Genomic DNA, 16,458 nt, shown 5'->3' on the forward strand with positions numbered 1-16,458 from the left:
GTAGGGTTGGGGGCATGGCCGACCCCTCCAGCTACCGCCCCCGGCCGGGGGAGATTCCGGACACCCCCGGGGTGTACCGCTTCCGCGACGAGCACCGCCGGGTGATCTACGTCGGCAAGGCGAAGAGTCTGCGCCAGCGGCTGGCCAGCTACTTCCAGGACCTCGCCAACCTGCACCCCCGGACGCGGTCCATGGTCACCACGGCCGCGTCCGTGGAATGGACGGTGGTCTCCACCGAGGTCGAGGCGCTCCAGCTGGAGTACACCTGGATCAAGGAGTTCGACCCCCGGTTCAACGTCAAGTACCGCGACGACAAGAGCTACCCCTACCTCGCGGTCACGATGAACGAGGAGATCCCGCGCGTCCAGGTCATGCGCGGCGCCAAGAAGAAGGGCGTGCGCTACTTCGGCCCGTACGGCCACGCCTGGGCGATCCGCGACACCGTGGACCTGCTGCTGCGGGTCTTCCCGGTCCGCACCTGCTCCGCCGGCGTCTTCAAGAACGCCGCCCGTACCGGGCGGCCCTGCCTGCTCGGCTACATCGACAAGTGCTCGGCGCCCTGCGTCGGCCGGATCTCCGCCGAGGACCACCGGGACCTCGCCGAGGAGTTCTGCGACTTCATGGGCGGCCGCACCGGCACCTACGTCCGCCGCCTCGAACAGCAGATGACGATCGCCGCCGAGGACATGGAGTACGAGCGCGCCGCCCGGCTGCGCGACGACATCGGCGCGCTGCGCAAGGCCATGGAGAAGAGCGCGGTGGTGCTCGCCGACGCCACCGACGCCGACCTGGTGGCCGTCGCCGAGGACGAGCTGGAGGCGGCCGTCCAGATCTTCCACGTCCGCGGCGGCCGGATCCGCGGCCAGCGCGGGTGGGTCACCGACAAGGTGGAGGCCGTCACCACCGGCGACCTCGTCGAGCACGCCCTGCAGCAGCTGTACGGCGAGGAGGCCGGCGACGCGGTCCCCCGGGAGGTGCTGGTCACCGCCCTGCCCGAGCCGCTGGAGCCGGTGCAGGACTGGCTGGCGGAGCGCCGCGGCTCCCACACCTCGCTGCGGGTGCCGCAGCGGGGCGACAAGAAGGCGCTGATGGAGACGGTCACGCGCAACGCGCAACAGGCGCTCGCGCTGCACAAGACCAAGCGCGCCTCCGACCTGACCACCCGCTCCCGCGCCCTGGAGGAGATCGCCGAGGCGCTCGGGCTGGACAGCGCGCCGCTGCGCATCGAGTGCTACGACATCTCCCACCTGCAGGGCGAGGACGTGGTCGCGTCCATGGTCGTCTTCGAGGACGGCCTGCAGCGCAAGAGCGAGTACCGGCGCTTCGAGATCAAGGGCTTCGAGGGGCAGGACGACGTCCGCTCCATGCACGAGGTCATCTTCCGCCGGTTCCGGCGCTACCTGGCCGAGAAGGAACGCACCGGCGAGTGGGCCGAGGGCGCGGTCGGCGGCGAGGTGACGGCCTCCGTGACGGAGGAGGACGGCCGGCCGCGGCGCTTCGCGTACCCGCCGCAGCTGGTGGTGGTCGACGGCGGGCGTCCGCAGGTCGCGGCGGCGCGGCGGGCGCTGGACGAGCTGGGCATCGACGACGTGGCCGTCTGCGGGCTCGCCAAGCGGCTGGAGGAGGTCTGGCTCCCCGACGAGGAGGACCCGCTGGTCCTCCCGCGCACCAGCGAGGGCCTGTACCTGCTCCAGCGGGTGCGGGACGAGGCGCACCGGTTCGCCATCACCTACCAGCGCGGCAAGCGGGCCAAACGGCTGCGGTCCGGGCCGCTGGACGCGGTGGCGGGGCTCGGCGAGACGCGCAAGCAGGCGCTGCTCAGGCACTTCGGGTCGGTCAAGCGGCTGCGCGCCGCGACGATCGAGCAGATCCAGGAGGTGCCGGGGATAGGCCGCAAGACGGCGGAGACGGTGGCTGCGGCGCTGGCCGCCGCGACGCCGGGCGGCCCCGCCGTCAACACCGCCACCGGCGAGATCCTGGACGACGCCCCGCCGCCGCCCGCGCCCGGCCCGCCGCCCGCGCCGCGCCCGGCGCCCGAGGTGACGGAACTCCCGGAGCACGAGCCGGCGGCGCCCACCGGCGGTCACCCGCGGCACGAGCCGGCGGCGCCCACCGGCAGTCACCCGCGGCACCAGGCGGCGGCCACCGGCAGGGACCCGCGGCACGAGCCGCAGGCGGGCCGCCCTGTCGAGGAGCACGACGGCGACCGTGGTGACCACCCGGCCGCCGGTGATCAAGGCGTGAGCGAGGACGCGGCCGGGAAGGCGCGCGACGGTGGCCCCGAGGGGTCGCCGGACGGCAAGGACGAGAGACGGGGGCAGCACGCATGACGCAGCAACAGCCAGGGCAACCGGCCCGGACGGACGACGGAGCGGCACAGGTGACGACGGGACCCGAGATCCCCGCGGCCGACACGGCCACCCCCGAGCTGGTGATCATCTCCGGTATGTCCGGGGCCGGCCGCTCCACCGCGGCCAAGTGCCTGGAGGACCTCGGCTGGTTCGTCGTCGACAACCTGCCGCCCGCCCTGATCCCCACCATGGTGGAGCTCGGCGCCCGCAGCCAGGGCAACGTCGCACGCATCGCCGTGGTCGTCGACGTCCGCGGCCGCCGCTTCTTCGACAACCTCCGCGAGTCCCTCGCCGAGCTCGACGCCCGCCAGGTCAAGCGGCGCTTCGTGTTCCTGGAGTCCTCCGACGACGCGCTGGTGCGCCGCTTCGAGTCGGTGCGCCGCCCGCACCCCCTGCAGGGCGACGGCCGCATCGTCGACGGCATCGCCGCCGAGCGCGAACTGCTGCGCGAGCTGCGCGGCGACGCCGACCTGGTGATCGACACCTCCGGCCTCAACGTGCACCAGCTGCGCGCCAAGATGGACGCCCAGTTCGCCGGCGACGAGGAGCCGGAGCTGCGGGCCACCGTCATGTCGTTCGGCTTCAAGTACGGCCTGCCCGTGGACGCCGACCTCGTGGTCGACATGCGCTTCCTGCCGAACCCGCACTGGGTGCCCGAGCTGCGCCCGTACACCGGCCTCAACGAGGAGGTGGCCGGCTACGTCTTCTCCCAGCCCGGTGCCAAGGAGTTCCTGGACCGGTACACCGAGCTGCTGCACATGATCGCGGCCGGCTACCGCCGTGAGGGCAAGCGCTACGTGACCGTCGCGGTCGGCTGCACCGGCGGCAAGCACCGCTCGGTCGCCATGTCCGAGAAGCTCGCCAAGCGCCTGGCCGCCGACGGGGTCGAGACGGTGGTCGTCCACCGGGACATGGGACGCGAATGAGACGCCACACCCCGCGGCTGACGAGCCTGCGGCGCAGCGCCGTCCCCGCCTTCCGCAAGGAGGGCAGGGCGGTCGCCCGCGCCGCGACGGAGGCCCGGGGGGCCCGCCCCCGACGCAGGGGCGCCCCGCCCAAGGTCGTCGCCCTGGGCGGCGGCATGGGCCTGTCCGCCTCGCTGGCGGCGCTGCGCAGGATCACCGGCGACCTGACCGCCGTGGTCACCGTCGCCGACGACGGCGGTTCCAGCGGCCGCCTGCGCCAGGAGCTGGGCGTCCTGCCGCCCGGCGACCTCCGCAAGGCGCTGGCCGCGCTCTGCGGCGACGACGACTGGGGCCAGACCTGGGCCCGCGTCATCCAGCACCGCTTCCAGACCGAGGGCGACCTGCACGGCCACGCCGTCGGCAACCTGCTGATCGTGGCCCTGTGGGAACAGCTGGGCGACCACGTCCAGGCGCTGGACCTGGTGGGCCGGCTGCTCGGCGCGGACGGCCGGGTGCTGCCGATGTCCGCGGTGCCGCTGGAGCTGCAGGCCCTGGTGAAGGGCCACGACCCGACGCGCCCGGACGACGTGGACACCGTCCGGGGCCAGGCCACGGTGGCCCTCACCCCCGGTGAGGTGCAGTCCGTCCACCTGGTGCCGCACGACCCGCCGGCCGTCCCGGAGGCCGTCGAGGCGGTGCTGGACGCCGACTGGGTGGTCCTCGGACCGGGGTCCTGGTTCTCCTCGGTGATGCCGCACCTGCTGGTGCCCGAACTGCTCGACGCGCTCACCCGGACCCGCGCGCGCCGGGTGCTCTCGCTGAACCTCGCGCCGCAGCCCGGAGAAACCGAGGGCTTCTCCCCGCAGCGTCATGTGGAGGTTTTGGCACGACACGCCCCTAAACTCGCCCTGGACGTGGTGCTGGCCGACGAGGCCGCCGTACCCGACCGCGAAGCGCTCACCGCGGCCGCCAAGCGGGTCGGCGCGGCGGTCGAGCTGGCTCCCGTGGCCCGGACCGACGGAACCCCCCGGCACGATCCGGAGCTGCTGGCAGCCGCGTACGACCGTATTTTTCGGATGCATGGAAGGATCGGCCCATGGCGATGACGCCGGCTGTGAAGGACGAGATCTCACGGCTTCCCGTCACCAGGACCTGCTGCAGAAAGGCGGAGGTCTCCGCCCTGCTGCGGTTCGCCGGCGGCCTGCACCTGGTCAGCGGGCGGATCGTGATCGAGGCCGAGCTGGACACCGCCATGGCGGCCCGGCGCCTCAAGCGCGACATCCTGGAGATCTTCGGCCACAGCTCCGAGCTGATCGTCATGGCGCCCGGCGGCCTGCGCCGCGGCTCCCGGTTCGTGGTGCGGGTGGTCGCGGGCGGTGACCAGCTGGCGCGGCAGACCGGCCTGGTCGACGGCCGCGGCCGCCCGATCCGCGGCCTGCCGCCGCAGGTCGTCTCCGGCGCCACCTGCGACGCCGAGGCCGCCTGGCGCGGGGCCTTCCTGGCGCACGGTTCGCTGACCGAGCCAGGCCGCTCCTCCTCGCTGGAGGTGACCTGCCCCGGCCCCGAGGCGGCCCTCGCCCTGGTCGGCGCGGCCCGCCGGCTGTCCATCGCCGCCAAGGCCCGCGAGGTGCGCGGCGTGGACCGCGTCGTCGTCCGTGACGGTGACGCCATCGGCGCGCTGCTGACCCGGCTCGGGGCGCACGAGTCGGTGCTCGCCTGGGAGGAGCGGCGGATGCGCCGCGAGGTCCGGGCCACCGCCAACCGGCTGGCCAACTTCGACGATGCCAACCTGCGCCGCTCGGCGCGCGCCGCGGTGGCCGCCGGCGCCCGCGTGCAGCGCGCGCTGGAGATCCTGGCCGACGAGGTTCCCGAGCACCTCGCGGCGGCCGGCCGGCTGCGGATGGAGCACAAGCAGGCCTCCCTGGAGGAGCTGGGCGCGCTCGCCGACCCGCCGCTCACCAAGGACGCGGTGGCCGGCCGGATCCGGCGCCTGCTCGCCATGGCGGACAAGCGTGCCTCCGACCTCGGAATCCCTGGTACCGAGGCGGGGCTGTCCGAAGAACTGGCGGACAACCTCGCTGGTTGACACATATTCAAAGGGCCGTACGGGGGCGCGGAATCGGACCGCGCCCCCGTCGTCATGTGTGCGCGAGGGTGCACGTAAGAGCATGTTCCGTCCGGCTACCGACGGGTAAGGAGGGGCCTGCCGGGTATGGGTCATCTCAATGTCACTTCCGGGCCCCGCGAGCGGTAGGGTCGGAGGCGGTCGGGGACAACTCATGCAGCTCGCCGGGCGGTGGCTTTGCCGTACCGGCGCACAACAAGGAGATGGGTTCGTGACGATCCGCGTAGGCATCAACGGCTTCGGCCGCATCGGTCGCAACTACTTCCGGGCTCTGCTCGACCAGGGTGCGGATGTCGAAGTCGTGGCTGTCAACGACCTTGGTGACACCGCGACCACCGCACACCTGCTGAAGTACGACACCGTCCTGGGCCGCCTGGCCCAGGAGGTCTCCCACACCGAGGACTCGATCACGGTCGGCGGGAAGACCGTCAAGGTCCTCGCCGAGCGCAACCCGGCGGACATCCCCTGGGGCGAGCTCGGCGTCGACATCGTCATCGAGTCGACCGGCATCTTCACCAAGCGCGAGGCCGCCGCCCAGCACCTCGCCGGCGGCGCCAAGAAGGTGCTGATCTCCGCGCCCGCCAAGGGCGAGGACCTCACCGTGGTGATGGGCGTCAACGAGAACCAGTACGACCCGGAGAAGCACCACGTCATCTCCAACGCCTCCTGCACCACCAACTGTGTGGCGCCGATGGCGAAGGTCCTGGACGAGAACTTCGGCATCGTCAAGGGTCTGATGACGACGGTGCACGCGTACACCAACGACCAGCGAATCCTGGACTTCCCGCACTCGGACCTGCGCCGGGCCCGGGCCGCGGCGGTCAACATCATTCCGACGACCACGGGCGCGGCGAAGGCGACCGCCCTGGTCCTCCCGCAGCTCAAGGGCAAGCTGGACGGCATCGCCATGCGCGTCCCGGTTCCCACCGGCTCGGTCACCGACCTGGTCGTGGAACTCTCCCGCGAGACCACCAAGGAAGAGGTCAACGCGGTCTTCCAGAAGGCCGCCGAGGGCCCCCTCAAGGGCATCCTGGTCTTCACCGAGGACGCGATCGTCTCCTCCGACATCGTCTCCGAGCCGGCCTCGTGCACCTTCGACTCCTCCCTGACGATGGTCCAGGAGGGCAAGTCGGTGAAGGTCATCGGCTGGTACGACAACGAGTGGGGCTACTCCAACCGCCTCGTGGACCTGACGGTCTTCGTGGGCAACCAGCTCTGAGCTTCGAGCCACAACGCACAGATCCACCGATGTGAGAGCAGGGCTTGGGCGGCGCAGCGAGGCGCCGTCCGGGCCCTGCTCCATGTCTGAATAAGCTCAGTCGAGTCAGCTCAGTCACCGAGGAGTCCCTGAATGAAGACGATCGACGAACTGCTCGCCGAGGGAGTGGACGGCAGGCGCGTATTCGTCCGCGCCGACCTCAACGTGCCGCTCGCCGAGGGCCGGATCACCGACGACGGGCGCATCCGGGCCGTCCTGCCGACCGTGAAGGCGCTCGCCGAGGCCGGCGCCAAGGTGGTCGTCGCCTCGCACCTGGGCCGCCCCAAGGGCGCCCCGGACCCCGCCTTCACCCTGCGGCCCGCCGCCGACCGCCTGGGCGAACTGCTCGGCGCCCCGGTGGCCTTCGCCGAGGACACCGTCGGCCCCTCGGCCCAGGAGACCGTGAACGGGCTCGGGGCGGGTCAGGTCGCCGTCATCGAGAACCTGCGCTTCAACGCGGGCGAGACCTCCAAGGACGACGCCGAGCGCGGCGGGTTCGCCGACAGCCTCGCCGCCCTCGCGGACGTCTACGTCGGCGACGGCTTCGGCGCGGTGCACCGCAAGCACGCCTCGGTGTACGACCTGCCGGCCCGCCTGCCGCACTACGCCGGCTACCTGATCGCCGCCGAGGTCGAGGTCCTCAAGAAGCTCACCGACGACGTCGCCCGCCCCTACGCGGTGGTCCTCGGCGGCGCCAAGGTCTCCGACAAGCTCGCCGTGATCGACCGGCTGCTGGGCAAGGCCGACCGCATCCTGATCGGCGGCGGCATGGCCTTCACCTTCCTCAAGGCCAAGGGTTACGAGGTCGGCACCTCCCTCCTGCAGGAGGACCAGCTCGGCACCGTCACCGAGTACATGGAGCGCGCCGAGAAGAGCGGCGTGGAGATCGTCCTGCCGGTCGACGCCCTCGTCACCCCGCAGTTCCCGGACCTGAGGACCAAGGCTCCGGCGAACCCCGACACCGTCGATGCCGACGCGATGCCGGCCGACCAGGCGGGCATGGACATCGGACCGCGCAGCGGCGAGCTCTACGCCGAGAAGCTCGCCGACGCCGCGACCGTGTTCTGGAACGGCCCCATGGGCGTCTTCGAGCACCCCGACTTCGCCCAGGGCACCCGCGCCGTCGCGCAGGCGCTCACCGAGTCCAAGGGCTTCACCGTGGTGGGCGGCGGAGACTCCGCCGCGGCGGTCCGTACGCTTGGCTTCGACGAGAACGCTTTCGGCCACATCTCGACCGGCGGCGGCGCCTCCCTCGAATACCTCGAGGGCAAGACGCTCCCCGGCCTCGCCGCACTGGAGGACTGACCCGATGACCACCCGTACGCCGCTGATGGCGGGCAACTGGAAGATGAACCTCAACCACCTCGAGGCCATCGCCCACGTCCAGAAGCTCGCCTTCGCCCTGGCGGAGAAGGACTACGAGGCCGTCGAGGTCGCCGTGCTGCCGCCCTTCACGGACCTGCGGTCCGTGCAGACGCTGGTCGACGGCGACAAGCTCAAGGTCAAGTACGGCGCGCAGGACATCTCCGCGCACGACTCCGGCGCCTACACCGGTGAGATCTCCGGCGCGATGCTGGCCAAGCTGAAGTGCTCCTTCGTGGCCGTCGGCCACTCCGAGCGCCGCCAGTACCACGCCGAGACCGACGAGATCGTCAACGCCAAGGTCAAGGCCGCCTTCAAGCACGAGCTGACGCCGATCCTGTGCGTGGGCGAGGAGCTCGAGGTGCGTCAGGCCGGCCGTCACGTCGAGCACACGCTCGCCCAGGTCGAGGGCGGCCTCAAGGACGTCCCGGCCGAGCAGGCCGAGACCGTCGTGGTCGCCTACGAGCCGGTCTGGGCGATCGGCACCGGTCAGGTCTGCGGCGCCGACGACGCACAGGAGGTCTGCGGGGCGATCCGGGGCAAGCTCGCCGAGCTGTACTCCCAGGACGTCGCCGACAAGATCCGCATCCAGTACGGCGGCTCGGTGAAGTCGGGCAACGTCGCCGAGATCATGTCCAAGCCGGACATCGACGGCGCGCTGATCGGCGGCGCCTCGCTGGACGTGGACGAGTTCGTGAAGATCGTCCGGTTCCGCGACCAGTGACCGGCCGTGACCGGTGGGTGATGCCGACCGGTAGCGAGTAGGCGGCGGAGACGATCCGTCGTACTCTTGCGGGGTCCGGTGTCCTGACCAGCGTGCCGCCTGCGGCGGGCGAGGTCGCCAGGGGCGCCGGGCCCGCGTCGTCCATCCGATTCCGAGGAAGTTGGTCCAGCCGTGGTTATGGGGTTCCAGATCGCCCTGATCGTCTTCAGCTTGCTGCTGATGCTGCTGGTGCTGATGCACAAGGGCAAGGGCGGCGGCCTCTCCGACATGTTCGGTGGCGGTATGCAGTCCTCGGTCGGCGGTTCGTCCGTCGCCGAGCGCAACCTGGACCGCATCACCGTGGTCGTCGGCGTCCTGTGGTTCGTCTGCATCGTGGTCCTCGCCATCATCACGAAGTCGCCCTCCGTCGGCGGCTGACCGGAAACCGACGCCGATCGACCGTCGTCGGCCGAAAGGCGAAGGGCGGCGGCCCACGATCGCGATCCACTCCCCGCGCACGGCCCCATGACGGGTGCGCCTCCCCGGAGGCCGCCTATCATGGGGCCTGCGTCCGTTCGGGGGCCCGCAACTCCCGCCACTGGACGCGCGTTGGGCCTTACGTAGACTGACCGGGCCTACTGAGGGCGCTCGCGGCGAAGCGCTGCGCCGAGAAGCTTCGCGGCACCATCACGCAGGGAGTTACGACCGTGGCAAGTGGCAACGCGATCCGAGGAAGTCGGGTCGGGGCGGGGCCGATGGGCGAGGCCGAGCGCGGCGAGTCCGCGCCGCGGCTGCGCGTCTCCTTCTGGTGCTCCAACGGGCACGAGACCCAGCCGAGTTTCGCGAGTGACGCGCAGGTCCCCGACCACTGGGACTGCCCGCGCTGCGGCTTCCCGGCGGGGCAGGACCGGGACAACCCGCCGGACCCGCCCCGCACCGAGCCGTACAAGACCCACCTCGCCTACGTGCGGGAGCGGCGCAGCGACGCCGACGGCGAGGCGATCCTCGCCGAGGCGCTCGCCAAGCTCCGCGGCGAGATCTGATTCGCCGTCAACGGCCGGACGCCGAACGGGTGTCCGGCCGTTCCGTCATGCCCGCGCGGCCCCCGGGCGCGGCGGCCCGCCGGCGTAGCCGCCCGGAATTTCGGCCTGTGGACAAACGCGCCATGTCGGGACTGATCAACTAGGTTGGCAGGGGCCGCTGCACGGGTACGCGGCCCGCACACCTTGCAGGCATGTCGCAGGCACGAAAGAGGGCAGAGTCGATGAACGCAGAGAGCCGTCCGAGGCTCAACCGGCTGCCGGAGTGGAACGCTCTGGCCAAGCACCGCGAGGCGCTCGGCGAGGTGCGGCTGCGCGAGCTGTTCGACGCGGAGCCCGGCCGCGGGTCGGCGTACACCCTGCGGGTGGGCGACCTGCACATCGACTACTCCAAGCACCTCGTCACCGACGAGACGCTGCGCCTGCTGCGCGACCTGGCCGCGGCCCGCGACGTCTTCGGCCTGCGGGACGCCATGTTCCGCGGCGAGAAGATCAACATCACCGAGGACCGGGCGGTCCTGCACACCGCGCTCCGCGCCCCCCGGGACGCCTCCGTCGAGGTGGACGGCGCCAACGTGGTCCCCGCGGTGCACACCGTCCTGGAGAAGATGGCCGGCTTCGCCGACCGGGTCCGCTCCGGCGGCTGGACCGGGCACACCGGCCGGCGCATCCGCAACGTGGTGAACATCGGCATCGGCGGCTCCGACCTCGGCCCGGCGATGGCCTACGAGGTGCTGCGCTCCTACACCGACCGCTCGCTCACCTTCCGGTTCGTCTCCAACGTCGACGGCGCCGACCTGCACGAGGCGCTGCAGGACCTGGACGCCGAGGAGACGCTGTTCATCGTCGCCTCCAAGACCTTCACCACCATCGAGACGGTCACCAACGCCACCTCCGCGCGGACCTGGCTGCTGGAGCGGCTGGGAGCCGGCCAGGAGGCGGTGGCCAAGCACTTCGTGGCGCTGTCCACCAACGCCGGCAAGGTCTCCGAGTTCGGCATCGACACCGAGAACATGTTCGCGTTCTGGGACTGGGTCGGCGGCCGCTACTCCTACGACTCGGCGATCGGGCTCTCCCTGATGATCGCCATCGGCCCGGACCGCTTCCGCGAGATGCTCGAGGGCTTCCACCTGGTCGACGAGCACTTCCGCACCGCCCCGCCGGAGGAGAACGCGCCGCTGCTGCTGGGCCTGCTGGGCATCTGGTACAACAACTTCCACGACGCCCAGTCGCACGCGGTCCTGCCCTACAGCCACTACCTGTCGAAGTTCACGGCCTACCTGCAGCAGCTGGACATGGAGTCCAACGGCAAGTACGTGGCCCGCGACGGGCGGCCGGTGGAGTGGCAGACCGGGCCGGTGGTCTGGGGCACGCCCGGCACCAACGGGCAGCACGCGTACTACCAGTTGATCCACCAGGGCACCAAGCTGATCCCCGCCGACTTCATCGGCTTCGCCCGCCCGGTGGACGGGCTGAGCGCCGAACTCGAGGCGCAGCACGACCTGTTGATGGCCAACTTCTTCGCCCAGACGCAGGCGCTGGCCTTCGGCAAGACGCCGGAGGAGGTCCGCGCGGAGGGGGTCGCCGAGGAACTGGTGCCGCACCGCACGTTCCTGGGCAACCACCCGACGACCACCATCCTGGCCGAGTCGCTCACGCCGTCGGTGCTGGGGCAGCTGGTCGCGCTCTACGAGCACAAGGTGTTCGTCCAGGGCGCGGTGTGGGACATCGACTCCTTCGACCAGTGGGGCGTCGAGCTCGGCAAGGTCCTCGCCAAGCGGGTGGAGCCGGCGCTCACGGAGGGGGCGGACGTGCCGGGGCTGGACGCCTCCACGAAGGCCCTGGTCGCCACGTACCGCGAGCTGCGGGGTCGCTGACCCTCGCCTCACGCGGGGTGGGGGCCGGCCGCTGCGCGGGGCCGTTCCCCCACCCCGCCCCTTCCCGTGAACCGGGGCTCCGCCCCGGACCCCGGGCCCCGCGCAGCGAACCGCCCCGTGCGTACGTGAGGCCTGCGCCACCCGTGCCGCCCCAGCGGCACGATTGCCCGCAGGGTGAACCGGCCGGTTCGCCGCGGGAGCGTCGCCCACCCTGCGGGCGGCTGGGCCGCCCAGGGGCGGCACGGGCGGGCGCAGGCACAGCGAAGCCCCCGGCACCGACATCGGCACCGGGGGCTTCGGCGGAGCCAGGGCTACAGCTTGGACGCCGCCGCAGCGTCGAGGAGCCAGAGCGTGCTCTCACGCCCGTGGACCCCCGCCGCGGGGGCGTCGGCCGGGTCGACCCCGCCCCCCAGGACGGTGGACGCCGCCTCCGCCTTGTCCTCACCCGCCGCGAGGAGCCACACCTGACGCGCCGCCCGGATCGCCGGCAGCGTCAGCGACACCCGCACCGGCGGCGGCTTCGGCGCCTCCCGCACGGCGACCACCGTGCGCTCCGTCTCCCGCACCCCGGGCAGCCCGGGGAAGAGGGAGGCGACGTGGGTGTCGGGGCCGACGCCCAGCATCAGCACGTCGAACTCCGGCACCGCCGCGCCGTCCCCGGCGGCCAGCGCCAGTTCCTGCGCGTAGGCGGCGGCCGCCGCCTCCACGTCGTCGCCGTGCGGCCCGTCGGAGGCCGGCATCGCGTGCACCCGGGTCGGGTCCACCGGAACGGCGTCCAGCAGCGCCCGGCGGGCCTGCGTGACGTTGCGCTCCGGGTCCCCGGCCGGCAGGTACCGCTCGTCGCCCCACCACAGGTCCAGGCGGGCCCAGTCCACGGCGTCCCGCGCGGGCGACTCGGCCAGCGCCGCCAGCAGCCCGTTGCCGTTGCGGCCGCCGGTCAGCACCACGGAGGCGTGCCCCCGTGCGGCCTGGGCGTCGGCCACGGCGGTGACCAGCCGCGCGGCGGCGGCCCGCGCCATCAGGTCCTTGTCGCGGTGGACCAGCAGCCGCGCCTCGCCCCCGCTCACTTGGCCGCCGCCCGCTTCACGGCGGGACCCCGCTTGGCGGTCCGCTTGGCGGGACCCTTCACGACGTCCTCCTCGGGCACCGGCACCGCCTCCGCGTCACCGTCGCCGGAGGCGTTCTGCACCGGAACGCCCCGCGCCTCCTCCCCGCCGAAGGTCTCGGCGGCGTCCGCGCCGGCGTAGAGCCGGTCCACCCCGTACTGCAGGGTGGCGGCGTACGTCTCGTCGGGGTCCAGCCGCCGCAGCTCCTCGGCGATCAGCTCCGAGGTCTCCCGCCGCTTGAGCGCCACCTGGCGGTCCGGCTGGCCCTCGATGCCGAGGGTGGCCAGGGTGCCGTCGGCACGGTCCAGGGTGATCCGGCCGCAGCTGGTGTCCATCCGGACGCCGGTCAGGCCCGGCCCGGCCGAGCGGGTGCGGCGCACCGGCACGTCGAGCCGCTCCGCCAGCCACATGGCCAGCAGCTCGCAGCTCGGGTTGAACTCCTCGCCCTCGACCTCGACGGCCTTGACCTGGCAGGCGACCTGGTCGAGCGCGGCGGCCAGCATCGACCGCCAGGGGGTGATCCGGGTCCACGACAGGTCGGTGTCGCCGGGGGTGTAGGCCTCGGACAGCCCGCGCAGCTCGCCGACCGGGTCCTCCGCCGCGTAGGTGTCCGTGACCCGGCGCTGGGCGAGGGCGCCCAGCGGGTCCTTCGCCGGGTCCAGCGGCGCGTTCACCGGCCACCAGACCACCACGGGGGCGTCCGGCAGCAGCAGCGGCAGCACCACGGACTGGGCGTGGTTGACCACCTCGCCGTAGAGCCGCAGCACCACCGTCTCGCCCGCCCCGGCGTCCGCGCCCAGGCGCACCTCGGCGTCGAGGCGGGACTGGGTGCGGTCGCGCGGGGAGCGGGCGTGCCGCTTGATGACCGCGATCAGCCGCGCGGGGTGCTCGTGCGAGGCCTCCGACGCCGCCTTCATGGCGTCGTAGGCGTTCTCCTCGTCGGTGACGACGACCAGGGTGAGCACCATGCCGACGGCAGGGGCGCCCAGTGCGCGGCGTCCCTGGACCAGCGCCTTGTTGATCTTGCTGGCCGTGGTGTCGGTGAGGTCGATCTTCATGGCCGGCGCCAGCTCCGTCCGTCTCGTGCGAGCATCTCGTCCGCTTCTGCGGGTCCCCAGGTTCCGGCCGGATATTGGGCGGGGGCGCCCTCGGTGTCCCAGAACTGCTCGATCGGGTCGAGGATCTTCCAGGACAGCTCGACCTCCTCCGTGCGCGGGAAGAGGTTGGCGTCGCCGAGGAGGACGTCCAGGATGAGCCGCTCGTAGGCCTCCGGGCTGGACTCGGTGAAGGACTCGCCGTAGGCGAAGTCCATCGAGACGTCCCGGATCTCCATGGAGGTGCCCGGCACCTTGGAGCCGAACCGGACCGTCATGCCCTCGTCCGGCTGCACCCGGATCACCATGGCGTTCTGCCCCAGCTCCTCGGTGGCCGTGTGGCCGAACGGGGAGTGCGGCGCACGCTGGAAGACCACCGCGATCTCGGTGACCCTGCGGCCCAGCCGCTTGCCGGTGCGCAGGTAGAAGGGGACGCCCGCCCAGCGGCGGTTGTCTATCTCCAGCTTGATCGCGGCGTAGGTGTCGGTCCGGGAGGACTGGTCGATGCCCTCCTCCTCCAGGTAGCCGACGGCCTTCGCGCCGCCCTGCCAGCCCGCCGTGTACTGCGCGCGCACCGTGGAGGCGCCCAGGTCGGAGGGGAGCCGCACCGCGCCGAGGACCTTGGTCTTCTCGGCGGCCAGCGCGTCCGCGTCGAAGGAGGCGGGCTCCTCCATCGCGGTCAGGGCGAGCAGCTGGAGCAGGTGGTTCTGGATGACGTCACGGGCAGCGCCGATGCCGTCGTAGTAGCCGGCCCGGCCGCCGATGCCGATGTCCTCGGCCATCGTGATCTGGACGTGGTCCACGTAGGACCGGTTCCACAGCGGCTCGAACATCTGGTTGGCGAAGCGGAGCGCCAGGATGTTCTGGACGGTCTCCTTGCCGAGGTAGTGGTCGATGCGGAAGACCTGCTCCGGCTGGAACACCTCGTGGACCAGGGAGTTGAGCTCCTCGGCCGACTTCAGGTCGTGCCCGAACGGCTTCTCGATCACCGCGCGGCGCCAGGATCCGTCCTTCTGGTCGGCCAGGCCGTGCTTCTTCAGCTGCTGGATGACCACCGGGAAGGAACCGGGCGGGACGGACAGGTAGAAGGCGAAGTTTCCGCCGGTGCCCTGGGCGCGGTTCAGCTCGTCGATGGTGTCGCGCAGCGACTCGAAGGACGCGTCGTCGTCGAAGGAGCCCTGGACGAACCGCATGCCCTGGGCCAGCTGCTGCCAGACCTCCTCGCGGAACGGCGTGCGGGAGTGCTCCTTGACGGCGTCGTGGACCACCTGGGCGAAGTCCTCGTCCGCCCACTCACGGCGGGCGAAGCCCACCAGGGAGAAACCCGGCGGCAGCAGACCACGGTTCGCGAGGTCGTACACCGCCGGCATCAGCTTCTTGCGGGACAGGTCGCCCGTGACGCCGAAGATCACCAGGCCCGACGGCCCCGCGATGCGCGGGAGCCGTCGGTCCAGGGCGTCACGGAGCGGGTTGGCTCCGGTGACAGGGGAAGGTGACAAGGTCTAGCCCTCCGAGGGGGCGAGCTTCTCGAGCTCGGCCTGGGTCGAGGCGAGCAGGTCGTTCCAGGCGGCCTCGAACTTCTCGACGCCCTCCTTCTCCAGCAGCTCGACGACCTCGTCGTACGAGATGCCCAGGGCCTCGACGGCGTCGAGGTCGGCGCGGGCCTGCTCGTAGGTGCCGGTGACCGTGTCGCCGGAGATCTGGCCGTGGTCGCCGACGGCCTCGAGGGTGCCGCCCGGCATGGTGTTCACCGTGTTCGGCGCGACCAGGTCGTCGACGTACAGGGTGTCCTTGTAGGCCTTGTCCTTGACGCCGGTGGAGGCCCACAGCGGGCGCTGGCGGTTGGCGCCGGCGCGCTCCAGGGCGTTCCAGCGCTCGGAGGAGAAGACCTCCTCGTAGGCCTGGTAGGCCAGACGGGCGTTGGCGAGGGCGGCCTTGCCGCGCAGGGCCTTGGCCTCGTCGGTGCCCAGGGCGTCGATCCGCTTGTCGATCTCGGTGTCGACCCGCGAGACGAAGAAGGAGGCCACGGAGTGGATCTTCGACAGGTCCAGGCCGCGCTCCTTGGCCTTCTCCAGGCCGGCCAGGTAGGCGTCCATCACCTGGCGGTAGCGCTCCAGCGAGAAGATCAGCGTGACGTTGACGCTGATGCCCAGGCCGATGACCTCGGTGATCGCGGGGATGCCCGCCAGGGTCGCCGGGATCTTGATCAGCGTGTTGGGGCGGTCCACCAGCCAGGCCAGCTGCTTGGCCTCGGCGACCGTGGCCCGCTCGTTGTGGGCCAGGCGGGGGTCGACCTCGATCGACACCCGGCCGTCACGGCCGTCGGTGGCGTCGAAGACGGGCCGCAGCACGTCGGCGGCGTCGCGGACGTCCGCCGTCGTGATCATCCGGATCGCCTCCTCGACCGTCACCTTGCGGGCGGCGAGGTCGGCGAGCTGCGTGTCGTAGCCGTGGCCCTCGGAGATCGCCTTCTGGAAGATCGACGGGTTGGTGGTGACACCGACCACGTGCTGGTCGTCGATCAGTTCCTGCAGGGAGCCGGACGAGATCAGGGTGCGGGACAGGTCGTCCAGCCAGATCGCCACACCCTCGTCGGAGAGGCGCTTGAGTGCGTCTGTCATGAGTTCTGCATCTCCT

General features: G+C 71.9%; 14 protein-coding genes. 10 read left to right on the forward strand and 4 right to left on the reverse strand.

Annotation, left to right across the window (positions count from 1 at the left end; all coding sequences use genetic code 11):
* The first annotated feature begins 14 nt into the window (after window positions 1-14).
* The 10 genes from uvrC (at window position 15) to pgi (ending at window position 11,621) form a co-directional block, all read left to right on the forward strand.
* A complete protein-coding gene (gene uvrC / locus Sfr03f_RS12750) occupies window positions 15-2,330 on the forward strand; it encodes an excinuclease ABC subunit UvrC (protein ID WP_245967534.1) in 2,316 nt (771 codons plus the stop codon).
* A complete protein-coding gene (gene rapZ, locus Sfr03f_RS12755; RefSeq protein ID WP_108953957.1) occupies window positions 2,327-3,277 on the forward strand; it encodes an RNase adapter RapZ in 951 nt (316 codons plus the stop codon). The genes uvrC and rapZ overlap by 4 nt, the downstream gene beginning before the upstream one ends.
* Entirely contained in the window at window positions 3,274-4,362 is a 1,089-nt protein-coding gene (locus tag Sfr03f_RS12760; protein ID WP_108953958.1) for a gluconeogenesis factor YvcK family protein, read from the forward strand. Before rapZ ends, Sfr03f_RS12760 begins: the two co-directional genes overlap by 4 nt.
* Window positions 4,353-5,342 carry a DNA-binding protein WhiA gene (gene whiA, locus Sfr03f_RS12765; protein ID WP_108953959.1) on the forward strand — a complete coding sequence of 330 codons (990 nt, stop codon included), beginning with the start codon at window positions 4,353-4,355 and terminating at the stop codon, window positions 5,340-5,342. The genes Sfr03f_RS12760 and whiA overlap by 10 nt, the downstream gene beginning before the upstream one ends.
* A gap of 250 nt (window positions 5,343-5,592) precedes the next feature.
* Window positions 5,593-6,600 carry a type I glyceraldehyde-3-phosphate dehydrogenase gene (gene gap, locus Sfr03f_RS12770; RefSeq protein WP_108953960.1) on the forward strand — a complete coding sequence of 336 codons (1,008 nt, stop codon included), beginning with the start codon at window positions 5,593-5,595 and terminating at the stop codon, window positions 6,598-6,600.
* 132 nt (window positions 6,601-6,732) lie between these two features.
* Complete coding sequence (locus tag Sfr03f_RS12775) at window positions 6,733-7,944, forward strand: phosphoglycerate kinase (RefSeq protein WP_108953961.1); 1,212 nt, start codon at window positions 6,733-6,735, stop codon at window positions 7,942-7,944.
* 4 nt (window positions 7,945-7,948) lie between these two features.
* The gene (gene tpiA / locus Sfr03f_RS12780; protein WP_108953962.1) at window positions 7,949-8,725 is read left to right on the forward strand and encodes a triose-phosphate isomerase; all 777 of its coding nucleotides are present in this window, start codon (window positions 7,949-7,951) and stop codon (window positions 8,723-8,725) included.
* A 177-nt stretch (window positions 8,726-8,902) separates the two neighbouring features.
* The gene (gene secG, locus Sfr03f_RS12785; protein WP_108953963.1) at window positions 8,903-9,142 is read left to right on the forward strand and encodes a preprotein translocase subunit SecG; all 240 of its coding nucleotides are present in this window, start codon (window positions 8,903-8,905) and stop codon (window positions 9,140-9,142) included.
* Between the two features lie 269 nt (window positions 9,143-9,411).
* Window positions 9,412-9,747: an RNA polymerase-binding protein RbpA gene (locus tag Sfr03f_RS12790; RefSeq protein ID WP_108953964.1), complete on the forward strand. Its 336-nt coding sequence runs from the start codon at window positions 9,412-9,414 to the stop codon at window positions 9,745-9,747.
* Window positions 9,748-9,968: 221 nt separating this feature from the next.
* Window positions 9,969-11,621, forward strand: coding sequence for a glucose-6-phosphate isomerase (gene pgi, locus Sfr03f_RS12795; protein ID WP_108953965.1), 1,653 nt, complete (start codon window positions 9,969-9,971; stop codon window positions 11,619-11,621).
* Window positions 11,622-11,932: 311 nt separating this feature from the next.
* Here the strand turns inward: pgi and pgl are convergent, their stop codons facing one another.
* Genes pgl through tal form a run of 4 tightly spaced genes read right to left on the reverse strand, consistent with a single transcriptional unit; the run spans window position 11,933 to window position 16,442 of the window.
* Window positions 11,933-12,688 carry a 6-phosphogluconolactonase gene (pgl, locus tag Sfr03f_RS12800; protein WP_372514418.1) on the reverse strand — a complete coding sequence of 252 codons (756 nt, stop codon included), beginning with the start codon at window positions 12,686-12,688 and terminating at the stop codon, window positions 11,933-11,935.
* Window positions 12,685-13,785, reverse strand: coding sequence for a glucose-6-phosphate dehydrogenase assembly protein OpcA (opcA, locus tag Sfr03f_RS12805; protein ID WP_108953966.1), 1,101 nt, complete (start codon window positions 13,783-13,785; stop codon window positions 12,685-12,687). Before opcA ends, pgl begins: the two co-directional genes overlap by 4 nt.
* Entirely contained in the window at window positions 13,782-15,320 is a 1,539-nt protein-coding gene (gene zwf / locus Sfr03f_RS12810) for a glucose-6-phosphate dehydrogenase (RefSeq protein WP_108953967.1), read from the reverse strand. Before zwf ends, opcA begins: the two co-directional genes overlap by 4 nt.
* Before the next feature lie 3 nt (window positions 15,321-15,323).
* The gene (gene tal / locus Sfr03f_RS12815; RefSeq protein WP_108953968.1) at window positions 15,324-16,442 is read right to left on the reverse strand and encodes a transaldolase; all 1,119 of its coding nucleotides are present in this window, start codon (window positions 16,440-16,442) and stop codon (window positions 15,324-15,326) included.
* Window positions 16,443-16,458 lie beyond the last annotated feature (16 nt).

It is taken from the genome of Streptomyces fragilis (assembly GCF_003112515.1).
GTDB classification, from domain to species: Bacteria; Actinomycetota; Actinomycetes; order Streptomycetales; family Streptomycetaceae; genus Streptomyces; species Streptomyces fragilis.